Source organism: Candidatus Atribacteria bacterium (assembly GCA_011056645.1).
In the GTDB taxonomy this organism is placed as follows: domain Bacteria; phylum Atribacterota; class Phoenicimicrobiia; order Phoenicimicrobiales; family Phoenicimicrobiaceae; genus Sediminicultor; species Sediminicultor quartus.
Genome location: DSEL01000151.1, coordinates 20,271 through 35,932 on the forward strand (window position 1 = coordinate 20,271; position 15,662 = coordinate 35,932).

Consider the following 15,662-nt stretch of genomic DNA (forward strand, 5'->3'; position numbering starts at 1 on the left):
AAAAGGAGTGGGGAATTATGAAAGAGTATTTCGAAGATTTAGGAAACTACCTATCCCTTAAAGACAGGGTTTACCAGGACATAAAATTTAAGATAATAATAGGTACTTTAAAGCCGGGTACCCGTTTGCCGGAAGAAGAATTGTCAAGAGCAATGAATATCAGTAGAGCACCCATTAGAGAAGCCTTTAATCGGTTGGAAAAAGAGGGATTTGTTACTGTTATTCCCCGAAAAGGAGCAGCAGTCTCTAAAGTTACCACTCAAATAATAGAAGATCTCTTTGAAATTAGAGAAACATTAGAATCACTGGCAATTAAAAATTCTATAGGTAAGATATCCTTAGAGGAATTAGAAAAAATAGGAGTTAGCTTTAAAAAATTTATTAACAAATCCACAGAACCAGAAAATTGTATCAAGTATTTAGCTTTAGATAAAAAATTTCATGACCTTCTTATTAAAAGTTGCGGCAATAAAAAGCTGATTAACTTATTAGCTAATCTTCAAGAACAGATCCATTGGCTGAGAAACATATCTCTCAAAAGAATTACTTTTGCCGGTTCAGTAAGAGAACATTTGGCAATTATTGAGGCCATACAAAAGAATGACAAAAAACTTATTCTTGAAACCTTAATCCAACACTTAGAAAGAGCAAAAAGATCTTCTCTTGAGGCAATAGATGTCCCTGATTCCAGCCATAAATAGTTTTAGAGATAGCAAGAATTTATTTATTTGTTTTTAAAGGGAAAAGATGAAAACAATAAACCATGATTTTCACATAATTATAATCGGAGGCGGTGTAGTTGGTTGTGCTATTGCCCGAGAATTATCTAAATACAAAATTAAGATTGCAGTTTTAGAAAAGGAAGATGATGTTGGCTGGGGAACAAGCTGTCGAAATAGTGGAGTGGTTCATGCCGGATTTAATAATAGACCGGGTACCTTGATGGCTAAATTTTGTGTTGAGGGGAATAAATCTTTTGAAGATCTTTGTCATCAACTTGGAGTGCCTTACAAAAAGATAGGGAAATTAGTGGTCGCCCAAAAAAAAGAAGAGCTCAAAGATTTGCAAAAATTAAAGCAGCAGGGTGATGCGAACAGAGTAGACAACTTACAAATTATTGGCCTGAATGAACTGAAAAGGCTGGAACCCAATTTGGTCGGAATAGCTGCCCTTTATTCTCCCGAAACCGCTATCACCTCTCCTTACCTTTTAACCATTGCCCTGGCTGAAAATGCCCTGAATAATGGAGCTTCTTTCTTTCTAAATACCGAAGTAAAAGATATTAGCAGATTAGATAATTCTTACTTTAAAATTAGCACTAACCGAGGAGAATTTACTTCTTCCTATGTAATTAATAGCGCTGGTCTCTATGCTGATAGAATTGCCCGAATGGCTGGAATAAAAAAATTCAGCCTCTATCCTTGTCGGGGAGAATACCATATCTTGGATAAGAAAGCCTCTTGGATGATAAATCATCTGGTTTATCCGGTTCCCCAAGATGGTACCGGGGGGTTGGGAGTTCATCTGACTCCTACTATTGATGGTAATATTTTAATTGGTCCCAGCAATGAATATATTAACAGAAGAAATGATTTTTCTAGCACTTTCCCAATAATGAAAATGCTTTCTGCTGAAGCCTATAGCTTTTTACCTTTAATTTCATCAGGTGATATCATTCGTAGTTATTCTGGTCTTCGAGCCAAACAAGTTCCCTCTTCTGTTGGCGGATTTTGGGATTTTGTGATAGAAGAAAGCGATACAGTGAATAATTTTATCAATCTAATCGGAATTGAATCTCCAGGATTGACCGCCGCTCAACCAATTGCTCAAAGAGTAGTTAACATCATCAATAAAAAAGAAAGATTAAATTCCAATTTTAGCTTTAATCCTTTCAGAAAAGGAATTTTAAAATTTGAAGAACAGGATGAAGAGACCAAGAAAGCCTTAATCAAACAAGATTCTAACTACGGAGAGATCGTCTGCCGTTGTGAAAAAATTACCAAGAAAGAAATATTGGAAGCAGCCAACAATCCTTTGGGGGCTAAAAGTCTGATCTCCATTAAATATCGCACCCGGGCTATGATGGGAAGATGCCAGGGAGGATATTGTCAAACCAGAATTATGGAGATATTAAGAGAATACTTTGAGCTTGATCCCAAGGAAATTACCTTAAAAGGAAATGATTCTTATCTGTTAAACGGATATAGAAGCAATAAGGAAAATAATCAATCATGTCAGAAAAAGAAGTTATTATCATTGGAGGAGGGGCTGCTGGTTTAGCCGCTGCCGTTGCCTGCAAGCAGAAAGGGATAGAGGAACTTCTCCTTATTGAAAGGGGAGGCTATTTAGGAGGTATCTTAAACCAGTGTATCCATGACGGATTTGGGCTGGAAAAGTTTCACATCTCCCTGGCTGGTCCGGAATATGCTCAACGATATATTGAACAGTTATTAGATCAAGAGATCCCTTACTTATTAAATAGTATGGTAGTAAGTCTTACTCCTCAAAAAGAAGTGGTGGTAATGGGCAGTAACGGTTTACAGCATTTTCAAGCCAAAGTAGTTATTCTGGCCATGGGCTGCCGTGAGCGAACCCGGGGAGCTATTGGGATACCGGGAGCTCGACCATCCGGTATCTATACGGCCGGTGTGGCACAAGAATTAATTAATTTAAAAGATTATATGGTGGGGGAAAAAATAGTCATATTAGGTTCGGGAGACATTGGCTTGATCATGGCTCGACGCCTAACCCTGGAAGGAGCAGAGGTTATCACCGTTGCCGAGAAACTCCCCTACAGTAGCGGTCTTCCCCGAAATATCAATCAATGCTTGTATGATTTTAATATTCCCCTTTTGCTCAACCATACCGTAGTAGATATAGAGGGAAATGGACGTTTATCCGGCGTAACCATTGCTCAATTGGGCAAACGAGGAGGAATTATCCCGGGAAGTAAGCAGAAAATAGCTTGTGACACGCTGCTTCTCTCGGTAGGTCTCATACCAGAGAATGAACTTTCCCTGGAAGCAGGTATTCTGTTAGACCCCATCACCGGAGGACCGCAAGTCGACCAAAGAGGTCAGACCAGTCTCCCCGGCATCTTTGCCTGCGGGAATGTTCTGCAGGTACATGATATTGTAGATAATGTCTCATTGGAAGCCGAATATATTGTAGAGGGAGTGGCAGAATATCTAAGGGGGAAACCAAGGAAAGAGTGCAATATAAAAGTAGAATTGGAAAAGGGTTTAAGATATGTTGTGCCTCAAACTTTAAATAGCCTTAAAGATACACTCTTTTCCTTTCGGGTGAATCAACCGGGAGAAAAGAAGGCTTTAATCTTTCATGATGGTGAAAAAGTTATCAAGAAAAAATCTTTCCCCCGGGTAAATCCAGCAGAGATGATCAGGGTGAAGTTATCCTCGAGAGAATTAGAGGATCTAAAATCACTAAAGGTAAGGTTGGTTTAACTATGGAGAGAGAATTTGTTTGTATCATCTGTCCCAACGGATGCCGCATCAAAGTAGAATATGAAGGAACAAACATTAAAAATATTACCGGGCAGGAATGCCTTAAGGGAAAAGACTATGTAGAAAACGAGATTATCAATCCCCTAAGGGTCTTCACCGGCTCGGTTGAGGTAGAAAATGGAGATTTTCCCTTGGTTAGTGTTAAAACTACTTTTCCCGTCCCCAAAAAATATTTAAAGAAAATAGGAGAGATGACCCGTCGGATTAAAGTTGAAGCTCCTATTGACCTTGGCCAGATAGTAGCTGAGAATTTATTGAACGAGAATATAGATTTGGTAGCTACCCGGAAAGTAAATACAATAATTAATTAAATTAAGATAAAGAATTCATTTTGATTTGATACGGAGGAAGAACCTTATGAAATTACATGAATATCAGGCAGAAGAAATATTTTCAAAATATGGCATTGATATTCCACCGGGGGGATTGGCCAAAATACCCCGGGAAGCAAAGGAAATAGCGCAGAGTATTGGTGTACCGGTAGTACTTAAATCTCAAGTTTTAGTAGGAGGAAGAGGAAAAGCCGGAGGAGTAAAGATTGTAGATCGCCTGGCTGAAATAGATATCGTGGCAGATAAGATGCTAAAAACTGAGATAAAAGGATATAAACCTGAAGGATTGTTAGTTTTAAAAAAAATAGAGATCCAGAAGGAAATGTATTTAGGGATTACCATTGACAGAACTTTAGGAATTCCCATCATTATGATTTCTTCTGAAGGTGGTATTAATATAGAAGAGGTAAATAGAGAAAATCCAGAAAAAATATTTAAACTGCCGGTTGATCCTTTACAAAATTTATATCCCTATCAAGTTATAAGTCTGGTTAAAAAAATTGGATTAAGCGGTGAACCTTTAATAAAAACCGTAAATATAATAATAAAATTGTATAAAATATTTAGAGAATATGATGGTCTAATTGCAGAAATAAATCCTTTAGTGCTTACTGAAGACAAAAAAGTGTTTTGTGTAGATGCAGTTTTAGAGATAGATGATTCAGCTCTTTTCCGGCATCCTAAATTAAATAGAAAAAGATGGGATGCTATGAGCGGAAGAGACCAGAGATTAATGAAAAAAGGAGCTACTTTTGTTAAATTGGATGGAAACATTGGATTAATCTGCAGTGGAGCTGGATTGGCTATGGCCACCATGGATATGATAAATGATTATCCCGGGTTATCTCCCGCAAATTTTTTGGAAACAGGAGGCGGGATAACTTCTGACTTAATGGTGGATTGTATGGAGCTTGTTTTAGAGCAACCTGAATTAAAAGCAATATTAATAAACTTATATGGAGGGATAAATCCTATTCATGAAGGAGCTAAGGGAATAGCTAAGGTGATTAAAGAAAAAAAAGTGAGTATTCCCATGGTAGCGAAGGCTTTAGGTAATCACCAAGAAGAAACTTGGAGTACCTTAGAAGAAGTAGGGGTTCATGTAATTAAGGAATCCGAAACTCAGAAAGCAGTAGAATTTCTCGCAAAATTGTTGGGGGTTAAAGCAAAATGAGTATTTTAATTAATAAAAAGACCAGGGTATTAGTTCAGGGCATTACCGGGAATATTGGTGCAACTCAAACAAGTTATATGTTAAAAGAAAGAACCAAGATAGTGGCAGGGGTAACTCCGGGAAAAGGAGGCTTAAAAATTGAAGGTGTTCCTGTATTTGATACGGTAGAGGAAGCAGTCAATCATTTTTCAATCGATGTTTCACTTTTATTTGTTCCTGCAAGTGTAGCCAAAGATTCAGTTATTGAGGCAATTGATGCAGGGATTAAAACAATGGTTCTAATAACCGAGCATATTCCGGTACATGATGTAATGGAGATGAAGGCTTATGCTTTGCAGAAAAATGCTACTTTAATTGGTCCGACTACCCCGGGCATCATTACTCCCGGTGAGTGTAAGATAGGTATTTTACCGGCAAATATGTTTTGTCGAGGTCAAGTCGGCATCATTTCCAGGAGCGGAACATTGGCTTACGAAGTGGCAGCAAATTTAGGCGCAATAGGGGTAGGGCAGAGTACGGTAGTTGGCATGGGTGCCGATAGGATTGCCGGGACTAATTTAGTGGATATTTTAAAATTATTTAATCAAGATAAAGATACCAAAGTGGTGGTTATAGTTGGGGAAGTAGGCGGAACTCAAGAAGAAGATGCTGCAGAATTCATTAGGGAAAAAATGTCTAAACCGGTTGTCGCTTATATTGCCGGAACTTCAGTACCTCCGGGGAAGAGAATGGGACATGCAGGAGCAATCATCGAAGGCGGCAAAGGAAGCGCTAAAAGCAAGGTTGCATCCTTACTGGCCGCCGATGTAAGAATAGCTAATATGCTTTACGAAATCCCTTCTTTAGTGAAAAATTTGTTTCATGATAACCAATAGAGTAAAAAAGGAAATTGACAATGATTGGGAGGTACAAAGTAAGAGAATGGTTCAAATAAGTAAAGATGCATGCAAGGGTTGCGGAATATGTATTGCCCTTTGTCCGGTTAAAATATTAGAATTTTCCGGTGAGTTAAACAATAAGGGATTCCGTTTCCCCAGAATAACCAATGAAGAAAAATGTACAAAATGTGAAAACTGTATGATCTATTGTCCAGATTTTGCTATCGTGGTGAGTAAAAATGCAAAATAAAATTACTATAAGAAAAACTGATTTTATCCAGGGAAATATAGCCTGCGCAGAAGGGGCTATTGCTGCAGGATGTAATTTTTTCGCCGGTTATCCCATAACTCCCGCTTCGGAAATTGCTCATCATATGTCTCAAAGAATGTTTGAAGAGGGAGGGACTTTCATCCAGACCGAGGATGAAATTGCCGCTATTGCCAATATTATCGGTGCCTCCTGGGGAGGAGCAAAGTCGATGACTGCTACTTCCGGGCCGGGGATTAGTTTAATGTTAGAAAATATTGGTCTGGCAGTCGTTACTGAAACGCCTTGTGTTATTGTAAACGTGCAAAGAGGAGGTCCCTCTACCGGAAGCCCAAGCGTCCCCCTACAAGGAGATATGCTTCAAGCAAAATTTGGCTCACATGGGGAGTATCAGATTATTGCCTTAGCACCTTCTTCTCCGCAAGAAATGTTTGATTTTACTATTGAAGCTTTTAATAAATCGGAAAAATATCGTGTTCCGGTCTTTATATTAGCGGATGGATTAGTTGGTCATATGAGAGAAAGAGTTGATTTTCCTTTTACTGATGAGATTATATTAGTGGAAAGAAAACAATTGCTAACTTATCAGGGAATGCATCAAAAGATATTTTTAGATGAAGAAGTAGCCCCAATGCCTATTTTTGGGAAAGGTCTGAAGGCGAATATTACCGGCTCTACCCATAAAGAAGATGGGTTTAGGAATGTATCCGATCCAAAAATTATGGATGTTGCTATTAAAAAACTTAGCAATAAAATATTAAAACACAAAGACGATATTGTCATGATAGAAGAGGAATACCTGGAAGATGCAGAAGTAGCAATATTTTCTTACGGAGTAGTGCATCGAGCAGTCTTAGAAGCGGTTAAATTAGCCCGAGAAAAAGGATTAAAAGTCGGTAGTTTTAGGCCGATTACTTTATGGCCTTTTCCCCAAGATCAAGTTGAGGAATTATCTAAAAAAGTTAAAACAATTATAGTATGTGAAAATAATTTAGGACAGATATTGCCATTTGTTCAAGCGGCTGTTAATGGTAATGCTAAAGTTAAATTTTTACCTCCTCGAATTTTAGGTACCCTTTATCGTCCCGAATATATTTTAGATGAAATTAAGGAGGTCATATAATGGAAAGAGCTGTTGAACATCCTTTAAAAAAATATTTCCGAGGAGAAATAAATTACACTACTTGTCCTGGTTGTGGAAATGGCATTATTTCCCAAAGCATTTTAAGGGCAATTGACGAATTAGGGTTAAATTTTGATGATGTAGCCTTTGTATCAGGTATCGGTTGTTCAGGGTGGATTCCCAGTCCTTCATTTAATACCGATCTTTTGCATGTTACCCATGGTCGTTCTGCCGCTTTTGCTACCGGACTAAAATTAGCTGTACCTAAGATGAAAGTAATTGTTTGTGCCGGTGATGGAGATACCAGTGCGATCGGAGGAAATCATCTTATTCATGCCGCCAGAAGAAATATTGATCTAACGCTCATTTGTGTTAACAATCAAATTTTTGGAATGACTGGAGGACAAGTAGCGCCATCTACTCCTTATGATTCCAAGACAACGACTACACCTTATGGAAGCATCGAAAGACCTTTCGATTTAAGTAGTTTAGCCATTGCTGCCGGTGCTACTTTCGTAGCCCGTTGGACGACTTACCAGGTTCGTCCCTTGAAGAATTCCATAAAGAAAGCGATTATGCATAAAGGATTTTCCTTTATTGAAGTAGTTTCGCAGTGTCCTGTTCAATACGGTAAAGTCATCAGCAAGAGAAATAATGCGGTAAGTATGTTACTGGATTATAAAAAATATTCGGTGAATATAAGTAAAGCCAGGAGTATGAGTGAAGAGAAATTAAAAGACAAGATCATCGTAGGAGAACTTGTGGAGAAGAAAAACATCCCGGAATTAACCGATGAAATAAAAAGGCTGCGCAAGGAGGCTGCAAGAAAATGAAGAAAATGGAAATAAGATTAACCGGTATGGGTGGTCAGGGTGTGGTATTATCAAGTGTTATTTTGGGGAGAGCCGCTTCGGTTTATGATAAAATCAATGCCGTTCAAACACAAACTTATGGTTCTGATATGAGAGGCGGAGATGTATGTACGGAAGTGATCGTTTCGGAAGAAAAAATTATTTATCCGGTTATTAATAATCCTGATATACTTATTGCTTTAAATCAGAAAGCCTTTGATGGTCATGTTAACGACCTCAAATCAGACGGAGTTGTTATCACTGATTCTGATTTAGTAAAGGTATCATATTTAAAAGAAGGTGTTATTCATTATCATAAGTCATTTAATAAAATTGCGCTTGAGGAATTAAAGAAAAAAAACGTTGCTAATATGATTATGTTAGGCTTTCTTTATAAAAAGATTGGAGTGGTATCTTACCATGCCATAAAAAAAGCAATGTTTGATCTCATCCCGGATACAACCCAAGAATTAAATATGAAAGCGTTAGATTTCGGAGTTAAATTAGCAGAACAATCTATCAGTTGATCTAATAGAATAAAGAAAGTTGAGGTATTTATCTAATGATTGGTCTCGGAGCAAGTGATCGTGTAAAGGGGATAAATTTCTCCAAAATACGAGAAACAACTAATAAAGCAAAAAAAATGAAGAATGAAGGATTTGATGTTATAGAATTTTCTCAAGGTAGGCCTGATTTTGATACACCACAACATATTATCGATGCGACCGAAGAGGCCTTTAAAAAAGGAATGGTGCATTATGATTTAAGTGCCGGGACGCAAGCCTTGAGAGAGGCAATTGCCTATCGAATAAAAGAAGATTTCCAATTAGAGGTGGGAATAGATGAGATCATTGTGACCGTGGGGGCTTCCGAGGCAAATTATCTTGCTACCCAAACTTTGTTGAACCCAGGGGATGAAGTATTAATTCCCGATCCGATGTATGTATACTATAAGGGATGGTCTTTTTTGGGAGGAGCAAAAGACATAAGCGTACCTTTAGATATTATTTTGGAACAACCTGAAAATTTAGAAAACTATATAACTGACCGAACAAAATTAATTATTTTAACCTCACCCCATAACCCGACTGGTCAAGTCATTTCCCGGAATTCATTAGAAGTAATTGCTGGATTGGCGAAAAAATATAATTTTTTTGTTATTTCCGATGATATTTACAATAAAATGATATACCAAGAAGATATCAATTATATTAGTATAGCGAACTTAAAAGATATGCGGGAGAGAACTTTTATTATTGGGAGTCTTTCTAAAACTTATGCCATGGATGGTTGGCGAGTTGGTTATCTAATTGGACCGAAGAATATTATCAGAGAGGCGCTTAAAATGCATCAGCATATCTTAAGTTGTCCCAATACTTTTGTTCAGGAAGGAGCAAGAATAGCATTAACTTCCTCTCAAGATTGTGTGGAAGAGATGGTTAAAGAATTTGGTCGAAGAAGGATGCTAATGATGTCTTATTTTGATCAAATGGAGATTCCCTATAAACCTCCCCAGGGGGCTTTTTATATTTTTCCTTCCATCAAAAAATTCGGAATGGACTCCGAGAAATTTTGTGAATATCTATTAAATGAAGCAAAAGTAGCCATAGTTCCCGGAAATGCCTTCGGAAAATTAGGAGAAGGCTATGCACGATTTTCATACACGACAAATTATAAAACCATTGAAAAAGGAATGGAGAGAATCAAAACTGCCCTTGAAAAATTATAATCTAAATTCATTTTATCAAAATTATTTTTAAATTGGAGTTTATCATGACGGATATTAATTTACAATTTAGAAAAGTTTATCAAAAATTTAATAATACTTATTTAGAAGATATACCTAAAACCATCAAAGATGAGTTTTCTCGTATTCAGTTAGATAAAAAAATCAAACCCGGAATGGAAATTGGAATAACCGTTGGAAGTAGAGGGATTGATAATCTTCAATTAATTTTAAAAAGCATTATTAGTGAAGTTAAAAATAGAAAGTGTGTGCCTTTTATTTTAACCGCAATGGGATCTCATGGGGGGGCAACTTCCGAGGGACAAAAAGATGTACTGGCCAATTATGGAATTACAGAAGAAAGTATGGGTGTACCAATAAAAGCTTCTATGGAAACGGTAGAATTGGGTCAACTTAAAAATGGCTTACCGATATTTTTCGATAAAATTGCGTACTTAGCTGATGGAATTATTGTGGTAAATCGGGTGAAGGTACATACAGCTTTTAAAGCAGAAATTGAAAGTGGTTTACATAAAATGTTATCTGTAGGATTAGGCAATCATCAAGGTGCGAAATTGGTCCATTCTCTTGGAGTAAAAGGGCTTCGGGATTATATGTTCGAATTTGCGAAATTAATCCTTGAAAAAGCACCAATTTTAGCAGGGTTTGCTATTTTAGAGAATGGTTACGATCAAACCCTTAAAATTATGGCAGGCGTACCGGAAGACTTTGTTCGAATAGACAAAGAATTACTCAGGGAATGTAAACAAATATTGCCGACACTTCCGGTAAAAAAGATAGACATTCTTATTATTCAAGAAATGGGCAAAAATATAAGTGGAACAGGAATAGATACTAATGTCATTGGTGGGATAAAAGATTTTCAGCCAGATGAGTACGAGCCCCCGGTGATTAAAAAAATATTGATTTTAGATTTAACCCCGGAAACTCACGGAAACGCTTTGGGGATAGGAATGGCTGATATGATTACCAGGAGATTATATGAAAAAATAGATTTCAAAGCGACGAATATGAATACTATTACTACAACTTTTCTCGATAGGGCAAGAATTCCGATGGTCTTTGATACGGACAGAGAAGCAATTGAAGTAGGATTAAAAACTGTATGGAACCTGCCAGGTGTAATTCCCAGAATTGTTATCATAAAAAATACCTTAAAGCTTGATGAGATGTATGTATCAGAGCCGATATGGGAAGAAATAAAAGAGAAAAAGAATATTTCTTATGAATTATCTTGGGCAAAAATAGAATTTAATTCTGAGGGAAATTTAAAATTAAATATATAGGAAATTAAAAAAATATTAAATAATGGAAATGTTGCAGGTTTTAATAGCCGGTGGGTAGATTATGCTTTAGTAGATCAGGGCAGCTACTGACTAAGCTTTATCAGGGATTAAATAGTGTTTCTTTGCAAAGAAAGTAATTAGTGTGAAAGGAGTAAAGATATGACAGTTCATCCTAAGGGTATTATACCTCCAATGGTAACCCCATTAGACAGGGAGGAAAATATAGATAAAAAAGCAATCGGTAGAGTAGTGAATTACCTGATAGAAGGAGGAGTGCATGGTCTATTCCCCTTGGGAAGTACCGGAGAATGGTATGGTCTTAGTATCAACCAGAAAAAAGAAATTATCGAAACGGTAATGGAAGCAAATCATGGAAGGGTTCCGGTTTATGTTGGTACTGGCGCTACCACTACCAAAGAAACGATCCAACTCACCAAGTTAGCTACTGATATAGGTGTTGATGTTTTATCGATAATTACGCCGGTTTTTATTTCCCCCAATGAACAAGAATTATTTAATCATTACCAGGCAATTGCTCGCAGTACAGATTTACCCATTATTCTTTACAATAATCCTGGACGAACGGGGATTAATCTTAGTGTTGATCTGGTAGTCAAACTTAGCAAGATTGATAACATTATAGGGATTAAAGATAGTAGCGGTGACATGGCCCAGGGAGCTGAATATATAAGAAGAACTAACAATGATTTTTCTGTCTTAGCCGGGAGAGATACGTTGATATATGGATTTTTAGCTTACGGAGGGAAAGGGGCTATTGCTGCTACGGCAAATATTGTTCCTAAGATAGTGGTGAAAATTTATGAAGAGTATCAAAAAGGCAATTACCAGGAAGCTTTAAAGGCACAGTTTCAATTAGCTCCCCTACGCATGGCTTTCAGTTTAGGAAGTTTTCCGGTGGTTGTAAAAGAAGGTTTAAACCTTTTAGGTATCGAAGTAGGTTCTACTTTAAAGCCGGTGCAACCCTTAACAGAAGAGGCTAGAGAGAAACTAAAAGAAGTGCTGTATAGTATGCAGGTTTTATAGAATAGGGAATCTTAAAAAGAAGAAATAATTTAAAAAACATAAAAATCCTTTGACTTAAAGTGGATATAAAAATGTTCTGATAATAATTATACAAAAAAGGTCGATATTAAATAACACTAACATGGAATGCAAAATTATCGTAGATAAGTTATACGATAGGATGGAGGTGATTTTATAGTTTAATTGCTGCTTAGAATTTATAATTAGTTAAAATTAAAAATTTAAAAAAATAAAAAAGGAGTATTTTAAAATGAAATTTAAATCGAAATTGATGATTCTTTTTATTCTTTTGATGCTATCTTTTGTAACGTTGGTTAGTATTGCAGCCGAATATCCCGAAAAGGACATTAGAATGGTTTGTCCCTGGGGCGCGGGCGGAGGAACAGACGCTATTACCAGAAAGATTTCGCAAATAGCTGAAAAAGCTCTTCCTGTTTCCATTTATGTTGAAAACTTAGAAGGTGGAATGAGCGGAACCGGTGTATATTCCGTAATGCAATCTAAGCCCGATGGAAGTACCCTTGGAACGCTCACTTACGATAGCGTTATTACTGTTCCCTGGAAAGAATTGGTTCCGGGATATAGTTTGGACAAGTTAGTTTTGTTATGCCGACTCACCAGTGAAGCTGATGCTTTAGTGGTTCGTCAAGACTCAAGATTTAAAAACTTTGAAGATCTCGTAAAAGCCGCCAAGGAAAAACCAGAAAGTATTAATATAGGTATACAAGAATTGGGTTCGAGAACACATATTGCAATTTTACAGCTTCAAGAAAAAGTAGGGGTTACATTTAATGTAATTTCCTATACAGGTGGCGCTGCTCCTCAAAAAGAAGCATTGCTTTCCGGAGAAGTAGAAGTCATTATCACCAGCTTGGGCGATTTTGCACCACTAATCAATTCTGGGCAAGCACGCGGTTTGGTAGAATTATCAGGAACCAGAAATGTAAAATTTACTGATGTACCAACTTTAAAAGAATTGGGTTACAATTTAGAAGTACTCAGCTTTGTTTTAGTTGCTGCTCCTGCTGGAACCCCAGAAGATATACTAGCAAAGCTTGAGAAAACATTTGACGATGCTTACCATTCAGATGAATTTTTGGATTGGCTTAACCAAGTTGGCGTAACCTCAGCGTGGTTGGGAAGAGCAGACGTAAATAAATGGGCAACTGATACTCAAACCAAGTATTTTGATATTCTAAATGACTTAATTAAACAAGGTATTATTGAGGAATAAACAAGGTAGCAATCAACCTTTACCCTTTACCAAAAGGGTAAAGGTTGATTGTACAGGAGGGTAGTGATATGTTGATTAATTTTAAACATAAGATAAATAATACAACGATTATCTGTATTATGATATTTATCTGGAACACAATATATATGATTGAAGCTATTAATATGGGTTCACCTATAAGAAAAGGAAGGGTTGATGTTAATTTTTTCCCGATAGTAATTTCTTGCTTAATGTATCTTATAACATTATATCTATTGATTGATTCTTTGAAACAAAAAAAAGAAATAATTGATTTTAATTTGACAAATAAAACTAAACCCATACTAATCATTATCTTTACCGTTATTTATATTCTAATTTTAAAATCGACCGGTTATATGTTATCTTCGATTCTTTATATTTTTAGTATCATTTCAATTTTCGATTCTAAAAAAAGAAAGCTGTATATAAAAATTATCTACGCTGTCATTATTACTGTTCTAATATTTTTGTTATATGAAAAAATATTTGCAATAAGATTGCCTAAATTGGGAGGTATATTTTAATGGAAAATATACAAGGTATACTAAATGGTTTTGTCGTATTAACAAATCTAACTATCTTTATTTATTTAGTTATAGGGTTTTTTATAGGCATGTTTTTTGGGGCGGTACCAGGACTCACTTCTTGTTTAGCAATAGCCTTGATTTTACCTTTAACTTATAGTATGGATATCGTGAGTTCTTTGGTTATGTGTATGGGGATATTTATGGCCGGTATATATTCGGGAAGTATTACCGCTATTACTATTAATATACCGGGTGCTCCTTCTGCAATGATGACTGCTTTAGAAGGGAATAAATTAATGCAAAATGGTCAAGGAGCAAAAGCCCTGGGACATGCTGCTTTTGGTTCAATGATAGGTGGAACGATCGGAAGTATTTTATTAATGCTGATTGCTCCTTTTTCGTTAAAATTAGCTTTAATGATTAGAACGCCTGGAAAATTTTCTCTAATTCTATTTGCACTGGTGGTTATTATTCTGATTAATCGAAAGTCTTTGGCAAAGGGTGCAATTGCTACCTTCCTGGGAATTATGCTTGCTACAATAGGAATTGACTTAATGAAACCGATGGTACGTTTTAATTTTGGTTTTAATGTTTTAACTGAAGGGATAGATTTAATGGCGGTAATTATTGGCACATTTGCCGTTAGTGAAGTATTGATCCAAGCTGAAAAAAGCCAAGATGAAGTCAGTGTAAAAAAAGAAGAAACTGAGCATAAATTAAATAGGCGGGATTTTATTCCAAAATGGAAAGATATTAAAGAAATTGGGATAGTATCCTATATTAAAAGTGCATTGATTGGTTTTTTTGTTGGTGTGCTTCCGGGAGCAGGCGGTTCAATGGCTGCTTTTATTTCCTATTCCGAAGCGATAAGGGCATCAAAACATCCGGAAAGGTTTGGTACTTCAGAAACAGTAGAAGGTATAGCGGCAGCTGAAACGGCGAATAATGCCATGTGTGGCGGAGCTCTGGTTCCCATGTTAACTTTTGGTATCCCGGGAGATGCAACAACAGCAGTTGTATTAGGAGTATTAATTATTAATGGATTACAGCCCGGACCTCAATTAATGAGTACGCAATTTCATTTGGTCGCTCCCATGTTCGCTGCTTTATTTGTAAGTGCTTTGATATTGTTGCCTTTAAGTCTTTTTCTGCTTGGACCTTATTGTATAAAAATAGTTTTAATAGATAGAGGTATATTATATGCCAGTATTGCAACAGTAGCAATCGTTGGAGCTTATGTTAGCACCTTTTCGATTTTTCAGATGTTCATGGCTTTAATTATGGGAATCATCGCTTATATCCTTAGAAAGCAAAATTTTCCAGTTGTTTGTCTATTGTTAGGTTTTATATTAGGGCCTATGGCAGAAGATTATTTCAGAAGAGCCCTTTCCCTTGGGCATGGCAATCCTTTAATTTTCTTTAGAAGTGCCGATAGTGTCTTCTTTTTAGTTCTAACAATAGTATTTTACTATTTCTTAATTGTTCGTCGTCGACCGGGAAAATAGATAGAATAATGGTTGAAAAAAAAGATTTATTTTGTGATTAAGAAAATAAAAAATTATTATATTCAAGAAAAGATAACCAAGATGATAAAAAAATTTAAAGTTCTATTATTAGAAAATATTGATCAGAAAGGAATTGATATTCTTAAGA

16 protein-coding genes are annotated in these 15,662 nt (G+C 36.4%); all 16 read left to right on the forward strand.

Annotated elements, in window-relative coordinates; translation table 11 throughout:
• Positions 1 to 17: 17 nt before the first annotated feature.
• Positions 18 to 701: a GntR family transcriptional regulator gene (locus tag ENO17_05930; GenBank protein ID HER24566.1), complete on the forward strand. Its 684-nt coding sequence runs from the start codon at positions 18 to 20 to the stop codon at positions 699 to 701.
• A gap of 46 nt (positions 702 to 747) precedes the next feature.
• Complete coding sequence (locus ENO17_05935) at positions 748 to 2,280, forward strand: FAD/NAD(P)-binding oxidoreductase (GenBank protein ID HER24567.1); 1,533 nt, start codon at positions 748 to 750, stop codon at positions 2,278 to 2,280.
• On the forward strand, positions 2,229 to 3,464 hold the full coding sequence (locus ENO17_05940; protein ID HER24568.1) for an FAD-binding protein: 1,236 nt from the start codon (positions 2,229 to 2,231) through the stop codon (positions 3,462 to 3,464). Before ENO17_05935 ends, ENO17_05940 begins: the two co-directional genes overlap by 52 nt.
• Before the next feature lie 2 nt (positions 3,465 to 3,466).
• Positions 3,467 to 3,835 (forward strand): DUF1667 domain-containing protein, encoded by a 369-nt coding sequence (locus ENO17_05945; GenBank protein ID HER24569.1) that lies wholly within the window; start codon positions 3,467 to 3,469, stop codon positions 3,833 to 3,835.
• A 46-nt stretch (positions 3,836 to 3,881) separates the two neighbouring features.
• Positions 3,882 to 5,030 (forward strand): ADP-forming succinate--CoA ligase subunit beta, encoded by a 1,149-nt coding sequence (locus tag ENO17_05950; GenBank protein ID HER24570.1) that lies wholly within the window; start codon positions 3,882 to 3,884, stop codon positions 5,028 to 5,030.
• A complete protein-coding gene (sucD, locus tag ENO17_05955) occupies positions 5,027 to 5,905 on the forward strand; it encodes a succinate--CoA ligase subunit alpha (GenBank protein ID HER24571.1) in 879 nt (292 codons plus the stop codon). The genes ENO17_05950 and sucD overlap by 4 nt, the downstream gene beginning before the upstream one ends.
• Positions 5,906 to 5,951: 46 nt before the next feature.
• Entirely contained in the window at positions 5,952 to 6,158 is a 207-nt protein-coding gene (locus ENO17_05960; GenBank protein ID HER24572.1) for a 4Fe-4S dicluster domain-containing protein, read from the forward strand.
• Positions 6,148 to 7,299: a 2-oxoacid:acceptor oxidoreductase subunit alpha gene (locus ENO17_05965; GenBank protein ID HER24573.1), complete on the forward strand. Its 1,152-nt coding sequence runs from the start codon at positions 6,148 to 6,150 to the stop codon at positions 7,297 to 7,299. Before ENO17_05960 ends, ENO17_05965 begins: the two co-directional genes overlap by 11 nt.
• Positions 7,299 to 8,132, forward strand: coding sequence for a 2-oxoglutarate synthase (locus ENO17_05970; protein HER24574.1), 834 nt, complete (start codon positions 7,299 to 7,301; stop codon positions 8,130 to 8,132). The genes ENO17_05965 and ENO17_05970 overlap by 1 nt, the downstream gene beginning before the upstream one ends.
• Complete coding sequence (locus ENO17_05975; protein HER24575.1) at positions 8,129 to 8,677, forward strand: 2-oxoacid:ferredoxin oxidoreductase subunit gamma; 549 nt, start codon at positions 8,129 to 8,131, stop codon at positions 8,675 to 8,677. Before ENO17_05970 ends, ENO17_05975 begins: the two co-directional genes overlap by 4 nt.
• A gap of 35 nt (positions 8,678 to 8,712) precedes the next feature.
• Complete coding sequence (locus ENO17_05980) at positions 8,713 to 9,879, forward strand: pyridoxal phosphate-dependent aminotransferase (GenBank protein HER24576.1); 1,167 nt, start codon at positions 8,713 to 8,715, stop codon at positions 9,877 to 9,879.
• A 44-nt stretch (positions 9,880 to 9,923) separates the two neighbouring features.
• The gene (locus ENO17_05985; protein HER24577.1) at positions 9,924 to 11,183 is read left to right on the forward strand and encodes a DUF2088 domain-containing protein; all 1,260 of its coding nucleotides are present in this window, start codon (positions 9,924 to 9,926) and stop codon (positions 11,181 to 11,183) included.
• 159 nt (positions 11,184 to 11,342) lie between these two features.
• A complete protein-coding gene (dapA, locus tag ENO17_05990) occupies positions 11,343 to 12,227 on the forward strand; it encodes a 4-hydroxy-tetrahydrodipicolinate synthase (GenBank protein ID HER24578.1) in 885 nt (294 codons plus the stop codon).
• A 250-nt stretch (positions 12,228 to 12,477) separates the two neighbouring features.
• Complete coding sequence (locus ENO17_05995) at positions 12,478 to 13,461, forward strand: tripartite tricarboxylate transporter substrate binding protein (protein HER24579.1); 984 nt, start codon at positions 12,478 to 12,480, stop codon at positions 13,459 to 13,461.
• 68 nt (positions 13,462 to 13,529) lie between these two features.
• Positions 13,530 to 14,006 (forward strand): tripartite tricarboxylate transporter TctB family protein, encoded by a 477-nt coding sequence (locus ENO17_06000; GenBank protein HER24580.1) that lies wholly within the window; start codon positions 13,530 to 13,532, stop codon positions 14,004 to 14,006.
• Positions 14,006 to 15,514 (forward strand): tricarboxylate transporter, encoded by a 1,509-nt coding sequence (locus ENO17_06005; GenBank protein ID HER24581.1) that lies wholly within the window; start codon positions 14,006 to 14,008, stop codon positions 15,512 to 15,514. The genes ENO17_06000 and ENO17_06005 overlap by 1 nt, the downstream gene beginning before the upstream one ends.
• The last annotated feature ends 148 nt before the right edge of the window (positions 15,515 to 15,662 follow it).

Excerpts from the sequence above, each read along its gene's own strand:
- ENO17_05930 (HER24566.1), top strand. The coding sequence starts at position 18 with ATGAAAGAGTATTTCGAAGATTTAGGAAACTACCTATCCCTTAAAGAC.
- ENO17_05935 (HER24567.1), top strand. The coding sequence starts at position 748 with ATGAAAACAATAAACCATGATTTTCACATAATTATAATCGGAGGCGGT.
- ENO17_05945 (HER24569.1), top strand. The coding sequence starts at position 3,467 with ATGGAGAGAGAATTTGTTTGTATCATCTGTCCCAACGGATGCCGCATC.
- ENO17_05950 (HER24570.1), top strand. The coding sequence starts at position 3,882 with ATGAAATTACATGAATATCAGGCAGAAGAAATATTTTCAAAATATGGC.
- sucD (HER24571.1), top strand. The coding sequence starts at position 5,027 with ATGAGTATTTTAATTAATAAAAAGACCAGGGTATTAGTTCAGGGCATT.
- ENO17_05960 (HER24572.1), top strand. The coding sequence starts at position 5,952 with ATGGTTCAAATAAGTAAAGATGCATGCAAGGGTTGCGGAATATGTATT.
- ENO17_05965 (HER24573.1), top strand. The coding sequence starts at position 6,148 with ATGCAAAATAAAATTACTATAAGAAAAACTGATTTTATCCAGGGAAAT.
- ENO17_05970 (HER24574.1), top strand. The coding sequence starts at position 7,299 with ATGGAAAGAGCTGTTGAACATCCTTTAAAAAAATATTTCCGAGGAGAA.
- ENO17_05975 (HER24575.1), top strand. The coding sequence starts at position 8,129 with ATGAAGAAAATGGAAATAAGATTAACCGGTATGGGTGGTCAGGGTGTG.
- ENO17_05980 (HER24576.1), top strand. The coding sequence starts at position 8,713 with ATGATTGGTCTCGGAGCAAGTGATCGTGTAAAGGGGATAAATTTCTCC.
- ENO17_05985 (HER24577.1), top strand. The coding sequence starts at position 9,924 with ATGACGGATATTAATTTACAATTTAGAAAAGTTTATCAAAAATTTAAT.
- dapA (HER24578.1), top strand. The coding sequence starts at position 11,343 with ATGACAGTTCATCCTAAGGGTATTATACCTCCAATGGTAACCCCATTA.
- ENO17_05995 (HER24579.1), top strand. The coding sequence starts at position 12,478 with ATGAAATTTAAATCGAAATTGATGATTCTTTTTATTCTTTTGATGCTA.
- ENO17_06000 (HER24580.1), top strand. The coding sequence starts at position 13,530 with ATGTTGATTAATTTTAAACATAAGATAAATAATACAACGATTATCTGT.
- ENO17_06005 (HER24581.1), top strand. The coding sequence starts at position 14,006 with ATGGAAAATATACAAGGTATACTAAATGGTTTTGTCGTATTAACAAAT.